At 30.3% G+C, this 17,280-nt stretch carries 22 protein-coding genes; 14 read left to right on the plus strand and 8 right to left on the minus strand.

Features of this window, described 5'->3' with window-relative positions; all coding sequences use genetic code 11:
• Window positions 1–23: 23 nt before the first annotated feature.
• On the minus strand, window positions 24–818 hold the full coding sequence (locus tag HA151_RS02170; RefSeq protein WP_209105886.1) for a methyltransferase domain-containing protein: 795 nt from the start codon (window positions 816–818) through the stop codon (window positions 24–26).
• Window positions 819–895: 77 nt separating this feature from the next.
• Window positions 896–1,069, minus strand: a complete 174-nt coding sequence (locus HA151_RS02175; RefSeq protein WP_071813219.1) for a DUF4278 domain-containing protein — start codon at window positions 1,067–1,069, stop codon at window positions 896–898.
• Window positions 1,070–1,324: 255 nt separating this feature from the next.
• Between HA151_RS02175 and HA151_RS02180 the strand changes: the two genes are divergently transcribed.
• Window positions 1,325–1,585 (plus strand): hypothetical protein, encoded by a 261-nt coding sequence (locus HA151_RS02180; RefSeq protein ID WP_209105887.1) that lies wholly within the window; start codon window positions 1,325–1,327, stop codon window positions 1,583–1,585.
• A 19-nt stretch (window positions 1,586–1,604) separates the two neighbouring features.
• Here the strand turns inward: HA151_RS02180 and HA151_RS02185 are convergent, their stop codons facing one another.
• Window positions 1,605–1,850, minus strand: a complete 246-nt coding sequence (locus tag HA151_RS02185; protein WP_002805305.1) for a NifU family protein — start codon at window positions 1,848–1,850, stop codon at window positions 1,605–1,607.
• A 70-nt stretch (window positions 1,851–1,920) separates the two neighbouring features.
• On the opposite strand from HA151_RS02185, the gene HA151_RS02190 reads away from it, so the two are divergent.
• From HA151_RS02190 to HA151_RS02200, 3 genes are all read left to right on the plus strand, one after another.
• On the plus strand, window positions 1,921–3,417 hold the full coding sequence (locus tag HA151_RS02190; protein ID WP_209105888.1) for a malate:quinone oxidoreductase: 1,497 nt from the start codon (window positions 1,921–1,923) through the stop codon (window positions 3,415–3,417).
• 55 nt (window positions 3,418–3,472) lie between these two features.
• Window positions 3,473–5,281: a translation elongation factor 4 gene (lepA, locus tag HA151_RS02195; protein WP_011817927.1), complete on the plus strand. Its 1,809-nt coding sequence runs from the start codon at window positions 3,473–3,475 to the stop codon at window positions 5,279–5,281.
• Window positions 5,282–5,450: 169 nt separating this feature from the next.
• Window positions 5,451–6,206, plus strand: a complete 756-nt coding sequence (locus HA151_RS02200) for an ABC transporter permease (RefSeq protein WP_012007248.1) — start codon at window positions 5,451–5,453, stop codon at window positions 6,204–6,206.
• Between the two features lie 2 nt (window positions 6,207–6,208).
• On the opposite strand, the gene trmH is transcribed toward HA151_RS02200, so the two are convergent.
• A complete protein-coding gene (gene trmH, locus HA151_RS02205) occupies window positions 6,209–6,880 on the minus strand; it encodes a tRNA (guanosine(18)-2'-O)-methyltransferase TrmH (RefSeq protein ID WP_209105889.1) in 672 nt (223 codons plus the stop codon).
• A gap of 96 nt (window positions 6,881–6,976) precedes the next feature.
• Between trmH and HA151_RS02210 the strand changes: the two genes are divergently transcribed.
• The 7 genes from HA151_RS02210 to HA151_RS02240 all read left to right on the plus strand — a co-directional run bounded on the left by HA151_RS02210 (window position 6,977) and on the right by HA151_RS02240 (window position 11,427).
• Window positions 6,977–7,180, plus strand: a complete 204-nt coding sequence (locus HA151_RS02210; RefSeq protein ID WP_025933200.1) for a hypothetical protein — start codon at window positions 6,977–6,979, stop codon at window positions 7,178–7,180.
• Between the two features lie 177 nt (window positions 7,181–7,357).
• The gene (locus HA151_RS02215; RefSeq protein WP_042849887.1) at window positions 7,358–7,750 is read left to right on the plus strand and encodes a thiol-disulfide oxidoreductase DCC family protein; all 393 of its coding nucleotides are present in this window, start codon (window positions 7,358–7,360) and stop codon (window positions 7,748–7,750) included.
• Window positions 7,751–7,752: 2 nt separating this feature from the next.
• On the plus strand, window positions 7,753–7,989 hold the full coding sequence (locus tag HA151_RS02220; protein WP_209105890.1) for a TIGR03643 family protein: 237 nt from the start codon (window positions 7,753–7,755) through the stop codon (window positions 7,987–7,989).
• Window positions 7,990–7,992: 3 nt separating this feature from the next.
• On the plus strand, window positions 7,993–8,124 hold the full coding sequence (locus HA151_RS02225; RefSeq protein WP_075487685.1) for a DUF2256 domain-containing protein: 132 nt from the start codon (window positions 7,993–7,995) through the stop codon (window positions 8,122–8,124).
• Window positions 8,121–9,611: a cryptochrome/photolyase family protein gene (locus HA151_RS02230; RefSeq protein WP_209105891.1), complete on the plus strand. Its 1,491-nt coding sequence runs from the start codon at window positions 8,121–8,123 to the stop codon at window positions 9,609–9,611. Before HA151_RS02225 ends, HA151_RS02230 begins: the two co-directional genes overlap by 4 nt.
• A gap of 105 nt (window positions 9,612–9,716) precedes the next feature.
• Entirely contained in the window at window positions 9,717–9,896 is a 180-nt protein-coding gene (locus HA151_RS02235; RefSeq protein WP_209105892.1) for a hypothetical protein, read from the plus strand.
• 214 nt (window positions 9,897–10,110) lie between these two features.
• Window positions 10,111–11,427 (plus strand): 16S rRNA (cytosine(967)-C(5))-methyltransferase, encoded by a 1,317-nt coding sequence (locus tag HA151_RS02240; protein ID WP_209105893.1) that lies wholly within the window; start codon window positions 10,111–10,113, stop codon window positions 11,425–11,427.
• A 9-nt stretch (window positions 11,428–11,436) separates the two neighbouring features.
• Here the strand turns inward: HA151_RS02240 and HA151_RS02245 are convergent, their stop codons facing one another.
• From HA151_RS02245 to petP, 3 genes are read right to left on the minus strand one after another with little or no spacing between them, the layout of a single operon-like run.
• Entirely contained in the window at window positions 11,437–13,206 is a 1,770-nt protein-coding gene (locus HA151_RS02245) for a transglycosylase domain-containing protein (RefSeq protein WP_209105894.1), read from the minus strand.
• Window position 13,207: 1 nt separating this feature from the next.
• Window positions 13,208–14,155 (minus strand): chlorophyll synthase ChlG, encoded by a 948-nt coding sequence (chlG, locus tag HA151_RS02250; protein WP_209105895.1) that lies wholly within the window; start codon window positions 14,153–14,155, stop codon window positions 13,208–13,210.
• An 8-nt stretch (window positions 14,156–14,163) separates the two neighbouring features.
• A complete protein-coding gene (gene petP, locus HA151_RS02255) occupies window positions 14,164–14,388 on the minus strand; it encodes a cytochrome b6f subunit PetP (protein ID WP_011375988.1) in 225 nt (74 codons plus the stop codon).
• A 59-nt stretch (window positions 14,389–14,447) separates the two neighbouring features.
• Between petP and hisF the strand changes: the two genes are divergently transcribed.
• Window positions 14,448–15,218, plus strand: a complete 771-nt coding sequence (hisF, locus tag HA151_RS02260; protein WP_209105896.1) for an imidazole glycerol phosphate synthase subunit HisF — start codon at window positions 14,448–14,450, stop codon at window positions 15,216–15,218.
• Between the two features lie 45 nt (window positions 15,219–15,263).
• Complete coding sequence (ubiE, locus tag HA151_RS02265) at window positions 15,264–15,965, plus strand: bifunctional demethylmenaquinone methyltransferase/2-methoxy-6-polyprenyl-1,4-benzoquinol methylase UbiE (protein WP_209105897.1); 702 nt, start codon at window positions 15,264–15,266, stop codon at window positions 15,963–15,965.
• A 5-nt stretch (window positions 15,966–15,970) separates the two neighbouring features.
• On the opposite strand, the gene HA151_RS02270 is transcribed toward ubiE, so the two are convergent.
• A complete protein-coding gene (locus HA151_RS02270) occupies window positions 15,971–16,432 on the minus strand; it encodes a DUF721 domain-containing protein (RefSeq protein WP_209105898.1) in 462 nt (153 codons plus the stop codon).
• Between the two features lie 98 nt (window positions 16,433–16,530).
• Here HA151_RS02270 and HA151_RS02275 point away from each other — a divergent pair, with 98 nt between their 5' ends.
• A complete protein-coding gene (locus HA151_RS02275) occupies window positions 16,531–17,280 on the plus strand; it encodes a biotin--[acetyl-CoA-carboxylase] ligase (RefSeq protein ID WP_209105899.1) in 750 nt (249 codons plus the stop codon).

Below are 17,280 nucleotides of genomic sequence, written 5' to 3' on the forward strand. Positions count from 1 at the left end.
ATATTTTTAAACTCTTGAATTTTTTAAATATTGCCTACTAAAGTTACTGTTCTAAATTCTATATCCTCAATTACTTTCCAAGGTTCAGCACTCCTTTCTGCAAATTCTAAATTTTTAAATCCTAGTTCTTTAAAGTCACTTATAAAGTCTGGTTCATACCATGCTCCACTAATACATCCTGTCCATAGATCATGATCATTTTGCAATCTTAAAGGAACTTTTTTGCTAGAGACAATATCGCTAATTGCAATTCTTCCATTATCGTTTAAAACTCTTTTTATATTTCTAAGAAGGTTATTTCTAGATTCTGGACTTACCAAGTTTAAAACGCAATTACTTAAAATAATATCAACTGATTTGTCGGCGATTAATGGACTTAAATCTTTATCTAATTCATCAAGTTTTTCAATTGAACCTTCTAGAAATTTTGTATTGTTGAACCCTATATTTTTTGTAACTTCTTTAGAGGCTGATCTAGATAAAGAAAGCATATCAGGATTCTGATCAACTCCAATAACTTTCCCTTCTTTCCCAACAATTTGGGCACAAATAAAAGCATTTTTGCCGCTACCACTTCCAAGATCTAAGACTATATCATTTTTTTGAACATATTTAGTTGGATCCCCACATCCATAGTCTCTTTCTATAACCTCTTTAGGAATTGCTTCAAGTAAAACGGGATTAAACCCAACTGGTGTACAAAGACAACTTTCTTTTTCTAGTGCGGCTGAACCATATCTTTCTTGAATCGCATCTTTATGATCGAATTGATTAGATGCTTTATTAGATGTGGTTGTATTACAGCAACTTTCAGACATTTTTTTTAAAGGACTCTCGATAAATATAGCCCAAAAAAAAAGCCCCTGAAAAGAGGCTTTTAATTTGTTTAATTAAATTATTTAGTGTAATTAACACCTCTATAATTTAATTCTGCTTTTTCATTACTTGAAGAAGCGTCATCCATTCTATTGGTGTATACGTTTCTTCTGTAGGTAAGTTCAACAAGTTGCTTTTTAGCAGCTTCTTTGTTTTGAACGTAGTTTTTACCTCTGTAAGTTAAAGTAGTCATGATTCGATGTGACAACACGGCCATCCCCCGTTCCATGGTATGGCTCGAACTGCGCCCTCAAATGAGGGTGAACGAAAAAGTAGCGATTGCTACCAAATAATTATAAGCGTATTTTTAACAGCATGTCTAGCTTTTACAAATAGAAACGAAGATTTAATGTTTTTTTAATTATTATCTTAGGTAAATTTTTTTATAAATAGTCTCTAAAAAGGTTTATGTTTATATTTGGTTTAATCTTCATGTAACTATTTATTTATGACAGGTTTTTTATATTTCTTGGGAAATACTTTAAGGTGGCCAGTGTTAAAGCCAAAAGAATTTTTTTCACTACATGCTTATTTTTCAATTATTTATTTGATAACTTTTACTTTGAGTAAATATGATGTAAGCCAATCAAATTTAGTTTTTACTTTAGGAATTCTTGCACCTCTTTTAATCGCTATTGGTCAAGGACTTCCAATTGATTGCCTTGATATGGAATCATCTTTGTTGAAGGAATTAAAAACTAAAAAATAAATATTTCAGTTAAAAATTTTTATAAAACCTGGACAACTTCGCTTATTTCAGGAATCATTTCTTTTAACTTTCTTTCAATACCCATTTTGAGAGTCATAGTGCTACTTGGGCAACTACCACATGCTCCTTGAAGTCTGACTTTGACAATTGGACCATCTATTTCTGCAATCTCAACATTACCTCCATCAGAAATTAAAAAAGGTCTTAGCTCGTCAAGGACTTTTTCTACATTTTCGTTTGTCAGAGAAAGTGTTTCAGTACTCATAATTTTGGATTAACTTTATAATAAGCCTAGAAAGAAATCTGATTAATTGCAAAAAAGATAATTTTCTGTTGTGACTTCATCTAAAAATCCCACTAATGACAATAGCTACTTTGATGCAGTCTTAGTAGGAGCAGGGATAATGAGTAGTACTTTAGCCCTCCTAATTTCAGAAGTTTTACCAGATATAAAACTTCTTATTATAGAAAAATTAAATGCTCCAGGAAGTGAAAGTACTGGTGCTTTTAATAATGCTGGTACAGGACATGCGGCTAATTGCGAATTAAACTATACCCCTTTAGATGAAAAAGGAAATCTAAAAATAGATAAAGCGCTCTCAATAAATCGTTCTTTTGAAACATCCATGTCTTTATGGGCCTCATTGTATGAAGCAGGGAAAATTGATATTAACAAGTTTCTAAAATTTATTCCTCATATTAGCTTTGTTTCTGGTCAGGATAATATTTCTTTTTTAAAAAAAAGATTTCAGAAAATGTCCGAAAATCCTGAATTTATCGATATGGAATTTTCTACATCTTTTGATGAAATTTCATCATGGGCTCCTTTAATAACAAAAGATAGAAATCCATCTACTCAAATTGCTGCTACCAGAATAGGTAGGGGAACTGATATTAATTTTGAGGCTTTAACTAAAGAGTATTTGTCATTAGTTTCTTTAAACAAAAATGTTGAAATTAGATACAAAACAGAATTAGTAGATTTAAAGAAAATTGATAAAAAACAATGGGAACTAGAAATCAGTTCTGAAGGTAGAAAAACTTCAATTAGAACTGGCTACGTTTTTCTTGGTGCTGGTGGAAAAACAATAAATTATTTACAAAAATCAAAAATTCCAGAAGCAAAAAGTTATGGTGGATTTCCTGTTAGTGGGAAATGGCTTATTTGCGAGAAAAAAGATCTAACAGAAAAACATAACTCAAAAGTTTATGGTAAAGCTGATATTGGATCCCCACCAATGTCTGTGCCTCATTTAGACACCAGATGGATTGATAATAAAAAACTTCTTTTATATGGACCTTTTGCTGGATTTACAACGAAATTTCTAAAACAAAGTTCATACTTTGACTTATTTAGTTCAATTAAAAAGAATAATATTTTTTCTATGTTAGACGTTGGTTTCAAGAACAACGATTTAATTAATTACCTAATATCACAATCATTAAAGAACCATAACTCAAGAGTTGAGAATTTAAAGAATATGATGCCATCAGCTAATTCTTATGATTGGTATTTAAAGAATGCTGGTCAAAGAGTCCAAATAATTAAAAAAACTGAAGGAGGTGGTTCTTTGAAATTTGGAACTGAGATTGTAAATTCATCTGATGGATCATTATCTGCTTTGTTGGGAGCCTCTCCGGGAGCAAGTACTGCGGTTTCAATTATGGTTGAGGTTCTAGAAAAATCTGTTTTATTTTTAAACGATAAGCATAATCTTCAGAAAAAGATAAATGACTTAATTTATCCAGAACTATCAGTCTCTGAAAATTACAGTACCTTCATAAAAGAAATTAAAAAAAGAAATAATTCCATTTTTGGTTTCCATCCATAATTCTAATTAGCTAATATTAATCAAGATGTAATTAGAGGAGAATTTTTCTTTCTATATGACTGATATATCTGTTTCAAAAATTAGAAATTTCTGCATAATCGCTCATATTGACCATGGTAAATCTACCCTTGCAGATAGGTTACTTCAAGATACTGGTACTGTGCAGCAAAGGGATATGCAAGAACAATTTTTAGACAGTATGGATCTTGAAAGAGAGAGAGGAATTACTATCAAGTTACAGGCCGCTAGGATGAAATATAAAGCTGACGATTCCCAAGAATATGTTTTGAACTTAATAGATACTCCAGGGCATGTTGATTTCTCTTATGAGGTTAGTAGATCTCTTCAAGCTTGTGAAGGCGCCTTACTTGTTGTTGATGCAAGTCAAGGAGTAGAAGCTCAAACCTTAGCTAATGTTTATCTTGCCTTAGAAAATAATCTTGAAATAATTCCTGTTTTAAATAAAGTTGATTTACCAGGGGCTGATGCTGAAAAAATAAAACAAGAAATAGAGGAAATTATTGGACTTGATACATCTAATGCAATAAATTGTTCAGCAAAAACTGGAGTTGGTATTAAAGATATTTTGGAAGCAATCGTAAGAAGAGTTCCTCCTCCTCAAGATGAAATTAAACTACCTACAAAGGCACTGATCTTTGATTCTTACTATGATCCTTACAGGGGAGTTATTGTTTATTTCAGAGTGATATCTGGGTCTCTAAATAAGAGAGAAAAAATATTATTAATGGCAAGTAAGAAAAATTATGAACTAGATGAGATAGGAATAATGGCGCCTGATCAGCAGCAAGTTGATGAATTACATGCAGGAGAAGTTGGTTATTTAGCTGCTTCTATAAAATCAGTTGCTGATGCGAGAGTGGGAGATACGATTACTCTTTTAAATTCACCTGCCAATGATCCTTTGCCTGGATATAAGACAGCAAATCCTATGGTTTTTTGTGGCTTATTCCCGACTGATGCTGATCAATTTCCAGATTTAAGAGTATCACTAGAAAAATTACAATTATCTGATGCGGCTTTAAAGTATGAGCCCGAAACCAGTAGCGCAATGGGATTCGGATTTAGGTGCGGATTCCTAGGACTTCTTCATATGGAGATTGTTCAAGAAAGATTAGAAAGAGAATATGACTTGGATCTAATCGTAACGGCACCATCAGTTATTTATAAAGTTAATTTAAATCAGCAGGAACATATCTTTATTGATAATCCTTCTACAATTCCTGATCCTCAACTTAGAGAATCAATAGAAGAGCCTTATGTGAAAATGGAAATTTATGCTCCCAATGAATTTAATGGAACATTAATGGGTTTATGTCAGGAAAGAAGGGGAGTATTTATAGATATGAAATACATAACAACAGATCGAGTTACCTTGATTTATGAAATTCCATTAGCAGAAGTTGTTACAGATTTCTTTGATCAAATGAAAAGTAGAACCCAAGGGTATGCATCAATGGAATATCATTTGATTGGCTATAGAAAAAATGACCTTGTTAGATTAGATGTTCTAATAAATTCAGAAAGAGCAGATCCATTAACTTCAATTGTTCATAAAGATAAGGCTTATGGAATTGGCAGAAGTTTAGTTGAAAAATTAAAAGAACTTATTCCAAAACAACAATTTAAAATACCTATTCAAGCATCAATCGGTAGCAGGATTATTGCAAGTGAAAGCATAAGTGCTTTGCGAAAAGATGTTTTATCTAAATGTTATGGCGGGGATATTTCTAGGAAAAAGAAACTTTTAAAGAAACAAGCCAAAGGTAAAAAGAGGATGAAGGCAATGGGTAAAGTTGAAGTCCCACAAGAAGCTTTTATGGCAGTCTTGAAATTAAACCAGTAATTTCTTTTAATTTAAAATTTTTAGCTATTTATTTTTAAAAGAATTGGGTATATTTCATTTATATCTTTAAAAAAAGATTTTGGATATTAACTCATTTAATCGTGTCGGCGCAAATATCAGAAAAGCTGGATTTTTAATTGTACTTTTTTATCTTCTTGTTGTTTTAATAATGAAATTTTTAGAGGCCAATAATTTTTTTGGCTATTCATTTTCAATGTTAAGCAATGATATCTTTGCCCCTCCTTCTCTTAATCATTTTTGTGGCACAGATAGATTAGGAAGAGATGTTTGCTTAAGAACTTTGCAAGGATCATCATTAGCGATAGAAGTTGTATTCTTAGCTATTCTTTTTTCATTAAGTTTGGGTTTGCCTTTGGGATTATTAAGTGGATATTTTGGTGGTTTTTTTGATAAATGCTTATCACTAATAATGGATACTATTTTTTCAATACCTGTAATTTTACTTTCAGTTGTTGTGGCTTTTGTATTGGGTAAGGGTATCCTTAACGCGGCTTTGGCATTGTGTATTGTTTACTCTCCTCAATATTTTAGATTAATCAGAAATCAGACAATATTGGTTAAATCCGAAACTTATGTGGAGGCAGCTCAAGTTGCAGGAGCTGATGTTAAAAAAATTATTTTTAAATATATTCTCCCAAATGTAATAACACCATTGCCTATTCTGCTTACCCTAAATGCTGCAGATGCTGTTTTGGTATTAGGAAGTTTAGGATTTTTAGGCCTTGGCGTTCCTGCAGATGTCCCAGAGTGGGGAAGTGATTTAAATCTGGCTCTTGCCGCTTTACCTACAGGTATCTGGTGGACGGCTTTGTTCCCAGGTTTGGCAATGTTTTTTTTAGTTTTAGGTCTTTCTTTTATAGGAGAGGACCTTGAAGAAATTTTTGATAGTCAAAATTCTGAATAAATTTAGTTATCTGTAACAGGATCAAGTTCTCCTTGATCATTCAACTTTGGATATTCTTTAGCTGATTTTTTATACACCGCAGCTAATTCTGGGTAACACCATTCAAAAAGTGTTTTTTGATATTCATCCATATTTAACCCTTCTCCATTAGCGGGCAATATACCTTTATTTTTTCTTTGGCGAACAGCTTCAAATAATAATATAGAAGCAGCAACTGAAACATTCAGAGATTGAACCATACCTCTCATAGGTATAAAAATTGATTGATCAACCATTGATATAAGTTCATTACTTAGTCCCCATTTTTCTGCTCCTAAAACAAAACATGTATTTTGAGAATAATCAAAATTTCTATAATCTACTGATTCATTATTAAGAGTCGTTCCATATAATTTAAAGCCCTTATTCTTTAAATCAGATATTGCAGTGATAGTGTTTTCATGATTATTCAGTTTTACCCATTTTTGACTTCCTTGAGCGGTACTATTAAAAGTCTTAACGGCATTCGTTTTGCTTATAAAATTTGCTTCGAAAACTCCTGCCGCATCACATGTCCTTAATATCGCAGATAAATTATGTGGTTTATTGACATCCTCAACTAAAACAGTCAAGTTTTTCATTCTGCAATCTAAAACATTTTTGATTCGTTCAAATCTTCTCGGCAAAATTGACATTTATAATTTTTTCACACTTTTAAATTATATTCAAAAAATATTGATTACCTATTAAATCTCTTGGTTTATAATATTTTGGTAGTTTAAATTAACTCAATGGCATACATAGAATGGGACTATACATTAATAACAAGTATGGTAGAAAAACAAGGATGGGATTTACCTGATCGTGAATCGGAAGAATGGAATAAATTTAACGATGAATTAGGAGAAAAAATGCGAGGTGTTGGACTTATTTTTGAAAAATATTGTAAATTTACTCCTGATGTAGGAGAAGGAGTTCATCTTCTAGATGACTGATTATAAATAATTTTAAACCATTGATGTATCCCTTAATCAATGGCTTATTAATTAATAAGATAATATAATTTCACTAAATTAGAACTGGCAATTATTAAGGCTTTATAAAGCTTGTACTCTAAAAAAAATTTTTTATTCCACAAAAAAGTTATTTAATTTCTATATTTGAATAAAAATATGAAAAATAAATTAACCTTTTTATTCGATGGAGGTTGTCCACTTTGTTTGAGAGAAACAAATTTTCTTAAAAAAAGAGATACCTTAAATCAAATTGCATTTATAGATATTAATAGTAAGGATTATGATCAAAGTCTTTTTAATGACATCTCATATTCAGAAGCTATGTCAAACCTGCATGGGATTATTGAAAATGGTGAAATTATTAGGGGACTAGATGTACTTGCATATTCTTATGAATTAGTTGGTTTAGGTTGGGTTTATTATCCCTTGAAGATTAAGCTCTTATCTCCATTATTGAGATTGGTTTACAGATATTGGGCAAAATATAGACTTCAAATTACAGGTAGATCCGATATTGAAAAACTTTGTACCTCACAATGTGAACAATAAATATGGAAAGTATGGACATAGACAGAATAATAGAAATGTGTTGGGAAGATAGAACACCCTTTGAAGCTATCGAGTATCAATTTGGTTTAAAAGAGGAAGATGCGATAAAAATTATGCGTCAAAATCTTAAACCCAAATCTTTCAAAGTCTGGAGAAAGAGAGTTTCGGGAAGAAATACAAAACATATGGCCCTTAAAGATTCAACTAGATTTAAATCTACTCATAAAAGAAAATTATAAATTTTGAAAAATCTTTCTACTAAAACTTGTCCTGTTTGCAAAAGGCCATTTGAGTGGCGTAAAAAATGGAAAAACTGTTGGGATGATGTTATCTACTGTTCAAAAAGATGCAGTAACAGGAAGTCGCAAAGATGAAACAAATATCAATTATTTTCCCCAATCAACTTTTTAGAGAAAGCCCAATCTTAAAAATAAATTGTGAAGTTTTGATTTTGGAAGACTCATTATTTTTTGGAAATGATAAATTTCATAAATTAATTAACCATAAAAATAAGTTAGTTTTTCATAGAGCATCTATGCTCGCTTATAAAAATTATTTAGAAATATCTGGCTTTAAAGTTTTATATATCGAAAACAAGAATAATGTTTCTACAGTTGATCACTTATCGGAAATTATTAAAAATAAATATCAGAAATTAAATCTCATTGACCCTCATGATTTTTTAATAATGAAGAGGATCAATAATTTTGTTGAAAGTAATAATTTAGCTTTAAATATTTTGCCTTCTCCTATGTTTATGAGCAGTGAAGATTTAAAAGATTTATTTGCATCAAATACAAAAAAACCTCTTATGGGGAGATTTTATGAGAATCAAAGAAAGAGCCAAAAGATATTAGTTAATCCTGATGATACGCCTGAAGGTGGTAAATGGAGTTTCGATGAAATGAACAGAAAAAAATTACCAAAAAAAATAAATATACCCGATACACCTAAATTACAAAAAAATAAATTTGTAGTTAATGCAGAAAGGTCATTAGCCAATTTTGATATTGAGTTTATTGGAGAAAGTAACAACTTTTTATATCCAACTAATTTTGAAGAGGCAGATGCATGGTTAAATGATTTTTTTAAACATAGATTTTTCTTATTTGGAGATTATGAGGATGCTATTTCTAAAGAAAATTCTTTTTTATGGCACAGTTTACTTTCTCCTCTTTTAAATAGCGGCTTATTAACCCCAGATGTAGTAGTAAATAAAGCATTACTTTTTGCAAAAAATAATAATGTTCCTATTAACTCTTTAGAGGGTTTTATTCGTCAAATTATTGGATGGAGAGAATTTATTTGCCTCGTCTATAAAAAGTACGGAACAAAGATGCGAAATAGTAATTTTTGGAATTTTGAAGATAAGCCAATTCCAAAATCTTTTTATCAAGGAAATACAGGAATTGAACCAGTAGACGTTGTTATAAAAAATATTATTAAATTTGGTTACTGTCATCATATTGAGCGGCTAATGATTGTTGGCAACTTTATGCTTCTATGTAGAATTCACCCCAACCAAGTTTATAAATGGTTTATGGAAATGTTTATTGATTCCTATGATTGGGTTATGGTCCCAAATGTTTACGGAATGAGTCAGTTTAGTGATGGAGGTATCTTTTCAACAAAGCCATATATATCAAGCTCTAATTATGTAAAGAAAATGTCTAATTTCAAAAGTGGCCCATGGTGTGAAATATGGGATGGCTTATTTTGGAAATTTATTAAAGATAATGAAAGCTTTTTTAGAAAGCAATATCGCCTTGCAATGTTAACGAGAAATATCGATAAAATGTCAGAGGAAAAATTAAATAATCATCTAAAAACGGCCGATAAATTTTTAAGAGATATTCAATAAATTAAGAGTAATATCCTACAGTTGTATTTGAAAAATTAAAAGAATATTATATTATGACGATTTATTAAGTATAAATGTTACTTTAATCAAAGTTAGATTTATCTAATGGAAATTGGAACACTTTTTTTAAAAAGTAATTCGACAGGTATTATCACTTTTTCTGAATTAGATTGGATAACTACTCATCAATCTAATTTCACAAGGTTGGAGGAATCCATAGCAATTAAATTAGGCAGAATGCTGGATGCAGGTTCTATCAATATTGGTTGCCGTTTGAGATCCTGATTAAGTTTTCATTTTACTAATGAAGTATCAAGAAGAAAAAAAAATATTTTTTCGAGAAAGAATCCATTCTTTAAATATCTTTCTTTTTTTAGGATTTAATCTTTCACTTATTTCTATCATTGGTTTTATTTTGGTTTAATACTGCAATCGTAAAAGTAGTTTAAATTTTTGAATTTTTTGTATATTAAAGTTATCTTTAAAAATAAATTATATTTTGAGCAAAGGATATTTACAAAGAAAAGCAGCTTGGGAAATTTTATTAAAAGTTAGTTGTGGTGATTTTTCTGATCATGCTCTTGAAAAGGTTTTAAAAAATTATCAATTTAATCCTCTTGATATAGCTTTTATTACGGAATTGTCTTTTGGATGCATAAGGTATAGAAAATTTCTTGATCTTTGGACGGATCATACATCAAAAATTACTCATAAAAAGCAGCCTCCAAAGTTAAGATGGCTCCTACATATAGGTTTATATCAACTATTGAAAATGGATAAAATTCCATTTCCGGCTGCTATTTCTACCACTGTAGAAGTAGCTAAAAAAACAGATTTAAATGGTTTAGCGGGAACTGTAAATGCGATATTGAGAAATGCATCAAGAAAATTAGAACAAAAAATTTTTCCTGAATTATCATTTGATAGAAAAGAAAGAATTTCATATCTTGAATCATTTCCATTATGGCTTGTGAAGGATCTTTATAAATGGGTCGGTAATAGCGAGGGTGAAAATATCATTAAGGCATTTAATAAAAAACCATCAATTGATTTGAGAATTAACCAATTAAAAACTAATTTAGATAAATTTTTGAAAGTACTTCATGAAAATAAAATTGATGCTGAAATTATTAAAGATTTACATAATGGAATTACTTTAAAATCTAATCCAAGATCTATAAAAAATTTACCAGGATATAGAGATGGACTTTGGACAATTCAAGATAGATCTTCTCAGTGGATAGCACCTCTATTAAATCCAAAAGAAGGTGAAAAGATTTTAGATGCTTGTGCAGCTCCAGGAAGTAAGTCTACCCACCTAGCAGAATTAACAAATGATAGTGCTGAAATCATTGCAGTAGATAGATCAGCAAAAAGATTGAAAATATTGCAATCAAATCTAGAAAGGTTAAATTTGAAATCTGTTGATATCCTTAAGGCTGATGCTACGAGTTTGATTGAATTAAATCCTAAGTTTATATCTTATTTTGATAAGATTTTATTAGATGCTCCATGCTCAGGCATTGGAACTCTCTCCAGGAATCCAGATTCTAGATGGTCTTTAAGTAAAGAAAAAATAAAATCTTTAACTTTATTACAGGAAAAACTTTTGGATAGTATTTTTCCTCTTTTGAAAAAAGATGGCACTTTAGTTTATTCAACTTGTACTATTTGTCCCGATGAAAATAATCTATTAATTGAACGATTTATTGAAAAAAGCAAAACTTTAAAATTGATTAGCCAAAAGCAAATTTTACCTAGCTTGGATTATCCTGGTGATGGATTTTATTCTGCAATAATTTCTTATAAATCTTAAAAATTTAATTTATTTTTTAATTGGAATTTTAAAAATTTCAGATATGAACTTCTTCCATAAATAAGCTGCATTTCCACTAGATAATTCAGATTCCTTGTTATCGTCGTAACCTAACCAAATCCCTGTTGTAAGGTTATCAATGGAACCAATAAACCAGAGATCTTTATTTCCATCAGACGTTCCTGTCTTCCCATAAATTTTCTTTCCTTTTATAGATGCTGCTTTTGAAGTGCCTTCTTTTACAGATTTTTCAAGAAGTTTATTTATTTTCTTGTTTATTTTTAAATCTAATATTTTCTTGGGAATAGATTTTTTTTTCCAAATAGGTTGTTTTTTAAATGATTCTATTTTTTCTATGATTTCAGGGCTTTGAATCTTCCCATTATTGTTTATTGCAGAATATGCATTTGTGATGTTTAAAAGATTATCACCGTAGGAGCCTATAGCTAATGATGGGAATTCCTGAAACTCTTGCTCGTAACCTAGTCCAAATGAATTCGCTAAATTAATAATATTTTTCAAGCCGATTTTTTTTGTTATTGATATTGGAACGATATTTGACGAACTTTTAAATGATTCAATCAAAGATATTGAACCTCTATAGTCTTCTGAAAAATTTTTTGGGCAATAACTTTCCCAGCATGTTGGTAAGTCTTCAAATTTATCGCTTAATTTATTTCCTTCTATTAATGCAGCAGCATAAGGGATTATTTTAAAAGTAGAACCTAAAGGTCTTACAGATGAAATCACTCTATTGTATTCATTAATTGATGGATTTTTGCTGGTTATCATTGCCCGGATTAGTCCTGTATTTGATTCAATTGATAACAGAGCAAACTCAAGTTCTTTAGGGCCTGCATATCTTGATATTTTTTGCCCTTTTTCTTGCCAATCTTTGTTGATAGAAGATTTAATTCTTAAAAACTTATAATCATTTTTATTTCCAATTCTTTTATCTGTTTCCTGAAGAATAAAGTTTATTAGTAATTTATCATTTAAAAAATTATCAGCTGTTTGATAATTTAATTTGATTTTTTCTTTAATAGCCTTATTCTTATTTGCAAGAGAAATATATCCATCAAGATGCATTGATTCAAGAACTTTATTTCTATTTTTAATAGCAAGTTTTAAATTTTGATAAGGTGAATAAATTGATGGAGCTGGAGCTAATCCTGCAATTAATGCTATCTCTGATAATGTCAATTCTTCTATGAATTTTCCAAAATAAACTTGGGCAGCCTCGTCTACCCCATACGCTCCTGATCCTAGATAAATATTATTTAAATATAATTTTAAAATTTGATTTTTGTCATATCTAAATTCAATTATGAGTGATATAAATATTTCTTTGATTTTTCTTTGAAAACTTAAATCATTATTTAGAAAAAGTAATCTAGCAACTTGTTGTGTAATCGTACTTCCTCCCTCTTTAACATAACCACTTCTAATATTTTTAATCAGGGCACGTGAGATGCTTTTTAAATCTATTCCATTATGTTTATAAAATCTTTTATCCTCAGAAGATATAAAAGAATGTTTAAGTAAAAATGGAATTTTATGATAACTATTATCTATTTCAAATTTGCGGCTTAATTTGCTTAGTATCTTATTATCAGAAGATGATATTACGTAGGAATATTTGGTTTCCCGAAACTTTTTATTTTTAGATACGTCAAATTTTAAAGTATTAAATATTATACTAAAAAAATAAAAAGATATTCCAGAAAAAATTAATATTGGAATTATTAAAACAAAAGATTTGAATTTAATCTTTTGCACCTTAAGCAACTAAAAAACTATGTCCTATCGCTAAAGCTGTTACTAACATTCCAGTTATAAGGAACGGTTGGGCACTTGCTTGATATTTGACATCAAACTTTAGAGGATCTCTTAGTAACCACATATCTTGAAATGTAATTTGTGGGATTACCAATAAAACCAAAATTACAGAGGCTAAGTGTTGACCAATAATGACTAATACTACTACCATTGCTAATTGAAAAATGTCAATCAGTCCTGCACTTATTCTACTTGCATTTTTAATTCCAAATACTACTGGTAGAGAATTTAAGCCTAGCTTTGAGTCTCCTTCAACACTTTTGAAATCATTAATAACAGCAATTCCAAGTCCTGAGAGGCTATAAGCAAGTGTTAGTATCGCCGTAACGATAGTTAATTTCCCAAACAATGCCTGTCCTGCCCACCAAGGTAAAGCTATATAAGATGCTCCTAATGCATAATTTCCAAGCCAACCATTCTGTTTTAATTTGAGTGGTGGGGCAGAATATATATAACTTACAAAGGAACCTCCTAATGCCAAAAGTAATACAGAGGGAAAGCTGTGTTTAGCATATAAATCCAATAGAAAAGCAACTACTAAACCCGCTATAAGTAATACCCAGATTTGTATTTTTACATCTTTAATTGAAATTTTTCCAGAAGGAATTGGTCTATTTGGTTCATTAATTGCATCAATTTCTTTATCAAAAAAATCATTTATGGTTTGGGTATAACCAGCCAGAAGTGGTCCACTCATCAACATACATGCTAATGAAGCTAAAACATTACTAAATGTCCATTCAAAATTCCCACTTGCAGCTGCTCCACAAATAACTCCCCATATCAAAGGGATCCACGTTATAGGTTTCATTAACTGTATACGGAGTTTCCATATACTTGATGTTTCAGAGGCACCCTTAATTCCTAATAGTTGTTTTGGATCATTCACTTTAATCTTTAACCTTTCTCAATTTCTTCTGGGAAAAACCAATTCTGCTCACCATTTTGAAATTTTGCGGTGATCCCAATACTTCTGCCGTCTGTCATTTTATAGCCTGTTATTACGGCTTTAGGATTCGAGGATATTTGATCGATTAATTTAGCTGGTAGTCTATCTTTTACTTTGTTAATGTTAATTTTGATTTTACTACCAATTTTGGGTAATAATTTTGTTTCAGCCATAAGAGGTAAAATGGAAGCTATTATGCAAGATTAACAGCATTTGGACAATTTTTACTAAAATGGTAGCTCTTCGTTTAATTCCTTGTTTAGATGTCGCCCATGGCAGAGTCGTTAAAGGTGTAAATTTTGTTAACTTGAGAGACTCAGGCGATCCTGTTGAATTGGCTTGTAGATATTCTGATGAGGGCGCAGATGAATTAGTATTCTTAGATATTAGAGCTAGTGTAGAAAATAGAAATACATTAGTTGACCTTGTCTCTAGGACCGCAAAATCAGTAAAAATCCCATTTACAGTAGGTGGAGGAATAGATTCTGTTTCTTCAATTAATGATCTTTTAAGAGCTGGAGCGGACAAAGTGAGTTTGAATTCTTCTGCTGTAAGAAATCCAGATTTAATTTCTAAAAGTTCTAGAGAATTTGGTAATCAATGTATCGTGATAGCAATTGATGCTAAAAGAAAAGTAAATAAGACCGATGAATGGGAGGTATATGTAAAAGGAGGGAGAGAAAATACTGGAATAGATGTATTAAGTTGGGCAAAGAAAGTTGAGAAGTCAGGCGCAGGGGAAATTTTGCTTACTTCAATGGATGGTGATGGCACGCAGAATGGATATGATTTACATCTGACTGAATGTGTTGCCAATATTGTTAATATTCCAGTGATTGCTTCTGGAGGAGCAGGTTGTTTAGAAGATATCTATGATGTTTTTAATGAAGGTAGGGCATCTGCTGCACTTTTAGCATCTTTACTTCATGATAAGAAACTTTCTTTAAGAGAAATAAAGACTTTCCTCCTCGAAAAAAAACTTCCAATTAGACCATATGAATAAAAAATTTAATTTAATACAAAAAAGAAATAAGTTAAAAATTTAAAAATGAAATTCACAAAAACTATCGAAGTCAAAAATATATTTAATAAAATTTCTTATAAATATGACTTTTTAAATAATCTATTAAGTTTTGGGCTGCACAGATTATGGAAAAGGAAATTAATTAATTTATTGGAACCTTTAAATGGTGAAGATTGGGCTGATTTATGCTGTGGAACTGGAGATTTAGCATTCTTAATTTCTGAGAGAGTTAGTCCAAGGGGTTCAATTACTGGGATTGACAGTGCAGAGGATATCTTGAATATTGCAAAAAAAAAATCAGAGCTTAAAAAAAATAAATTTATTAAGTGGGAAATGAAAGATGTATTAGAAATTCATGATTATGCAAAAAATTTTGATGGGATTTGCATGTCATATGGACTTAGAAACTTGAATAATGTTGAAGAAGGAATAAAAAAAGTTTTTGATCTTTTGAAGGATAAGGGAAGGGCAGGATTTTTGGATTTTAATCACTCAAAAAGAAATTCTTTATCCAATATTTTTCAGAAAATTTATTTAAGATTAATTGTAGTAACCATTTCGCGGCTTTTTAATTTAGGTTCAGAGTACGCATATATTGAAAAAAGTATTAGTAATTTTCCAAAGAAAAATGAGCTTATAAGTATTGCTAAGGAAGTTGGATTTAAAAAAGCTGAATATAGAACTATTTTGGTGGGGCAAATGGGAATACTAATTTTAACTAAATAAAGAATTTAGTTTTTTATTTTTCTCCAACAAAAAGAACACTTTCCCCATCTTTTGATCTCGCCCTCAGGAGTAGGGGAATTACAAAGCGTACAAATGCACATATTATTTTGATTGATTCTGCTTGGATGCTTTGCCCAAACTATCTTTGCATTAGTAGCTTTGATATTTTTATTTTTAATTTCATAATTTTGTATTATTTTTATTTCATTCAAAGTTATTCCAATTTTCTCGATTCTTTCTTTTAATTTATGCTTGTTATAAATTAAAGCTTGGCGCCACTGCGGATGATTTACTGCAATAGTAAGTATTTTTTTTTCAATATTTAATGGTTTACATTCTTGAAATAGTTCTAAGCCGATTAAGTTTTTCCAGTTTTCATTGATTTTAGAAAGTTTATCTAAGTCTCCGCAGGATTTTTTGAAATTATCAAGACAATTTTTCAATGGATGTGGATTCCTTCTATTCACTAGTGGTAAATACTTTTTGTCCAATTTGTAAAATTTACTTATTAAGACTAAAGTTAATCTAATCTTCAAAAAGATGCTCGTTGTTTTAATAAAGAATTTTGAAAGTTATTGGACCTGCAGCTAAAACAGTTTTTTATTTAAAGAAAATTCAGGGTCAATATCCAAGCTGGAGACTTTTTTACAAAATAAAATGTAAAAGTACCGAAAATGAGCTAACAAACTTGCTTGGATATTCTGAAATAAAGAAAAACCAGCCAGTAGCAATAATCGCAAGAGAACAGATATCAGGGGTTGGCCAAAATTCAAAAACTTGGGTTTCTCCAAAAGGCGGGATTTGGTTAAGTGCAGCTTACCCAATATTCTCAAAAGAATTTGAATATCAAATATTTAATTTGTCTTTAGGTATTAAGATATGTGAAATGCTTAGACAAGAGAATATAAATGTTTGTTTGAAATGGCCAAACGACATTTTTTTTGGTTCAAAAAAGTTGATTGGATTTTTACCAAGGGTGGTAACGAGAGGCAAAGAAATTATCTATGTAAGAATAGGTCTTGGTATGAATGTTTTAAATGACACTCCATCAGAAGGTATTTCATTATCAAAAGTACTTCAAACTAAGAATATTAATCAACATTATTGGACAGCCAAAGTTCTTAAAGCTTTTTATGATTCAATTGAATCTAATAAGAAGAAAGAATATGTGATTAAATCTGCAAATAAGTTTCTTACTAAAAGTTTTTTACCTAGTGGTTATTGTCCTCATACATGGAAAATTAAAGATATTGATTCCAATGGGAATTTAAGAATTGAAAATGAAACTGAACTGAAGGTAATTCGAAGGTTTTGA

It is taken from the genome of Prochlorococcus marinus XMU1419, assembly GCF_017695955.1.
GTDB classification, from domain to species: domain Bacteria; phylum Cyanobacteriota; class Cyanobacteriia; order PCC-6307; family Cyanobiaceae; genus Prochlorococcus_A; species Prochlorococcus_A marinus_AD.

Excerpts from the sequence above, each read along its gene's own strand:
- HA151_RS02215 (WP_042849887.1), top strand. The coding sequence starts at position 7,358 with ATGAAAAATAAATTAACCTTTTTATTCGATGGAGGTTGTCCACTTTGT.
- HA151_RS02230 (WP_209105891.1), top strand. The coding sequence starts at position 8,121 with ATGAAACAAATATCAATTATTTTCCCCAATCAACTTTTTAGAGAAAGC.
- HA151_RS02185 (WP_002805305.1), bottom strand. The coding sequence starts at position 1,850 with ATGAGTACTGAAACACTTTCTCTGACAAACGAAAATGTAGAAAAAGTC.
- HA151_RS02170 (WP_209105886.1), bottom strand. The coding sequence starts at position 818 with ATGTCTGAAAGTTGCTGTAATACAACCACATCTAATAAAGCATCTAAT.
- HA151_RS02180 (WP_209105887.1), top strand. The coding sequence starts at position 1,325 with ATGACAGGTTTTTTATATTTCTTGGGAAATACTTTAAGGTGGCCAGTG.
- HA151_RS02210 (WP_025933200.1), top strand. The coding sequence starts at position 6,977 with ATGGCATACATAGAATGGGACTATACATTAATAACAAGTATGGTAGAA.
- HA151_RS02235 (WP_209105892.1), top strand. The coding sequence starts at position 9,717 with ATGGAAATTGGAACACTTTTTTTAAAAAGTAATTCGACAGGTATTATC.
- HA151_RS02175 (WP_071813219.1), bottom strand. The coding sequence starts at position 1,069 with ATGACTACTTTAACTTACAGAGGTAAAAACTACGTTCAAAACAAAGAA.
- trmH (WP_209105889.1), bottom strand. The coding sequence starts at position 6,880 with ATGTCAATTTTGCCGAGAAGATTTGAACGAATCAAAAATGTTTTAGAT.
- hisF (WP_209105896.1), top strand. The coding sequence starts at position 14,448 with ATGGTAGCTCTTCGTTTAATTCCTTGTTTAGATGTCGCCCATGGCAGA.
- ubiE (WP_209105897.1), top strand. The coding sequence starts at position 15,264 with ATGAAATTCACAAAAACTATCGAAGTCAAAAATATATTTAATAAAATT.
- lepA (WP_011817927.1), top strand. The coding sequence starts at position 3,473 with ATGACTGATATATCTGTTTCAAAAATTAGAAATTTCTGCATAATCGCT.
- HA151_RS02200 (WP_012007248.1), top strand. The coding sequence starts at position 5,451 with ATGAAATTTTTAGAGGCCAATAATTTTTTTGGCTATTCATTTTCAATG.
- petP (WP_011375988.1), bottom strand. The coding sequence starts at position 14,388 with ATGGCTGAAACAAAATTATTACCCAAAATTGGTAGTAAAATCAAAATT.
- HA151_RS02220 (WP_209105890.1), top strand. The coding sequence starts at position 7,753 with ATGGAAAGTATGGACATAGACAGAATAATAGAAATGTGTTGGGAAGAT.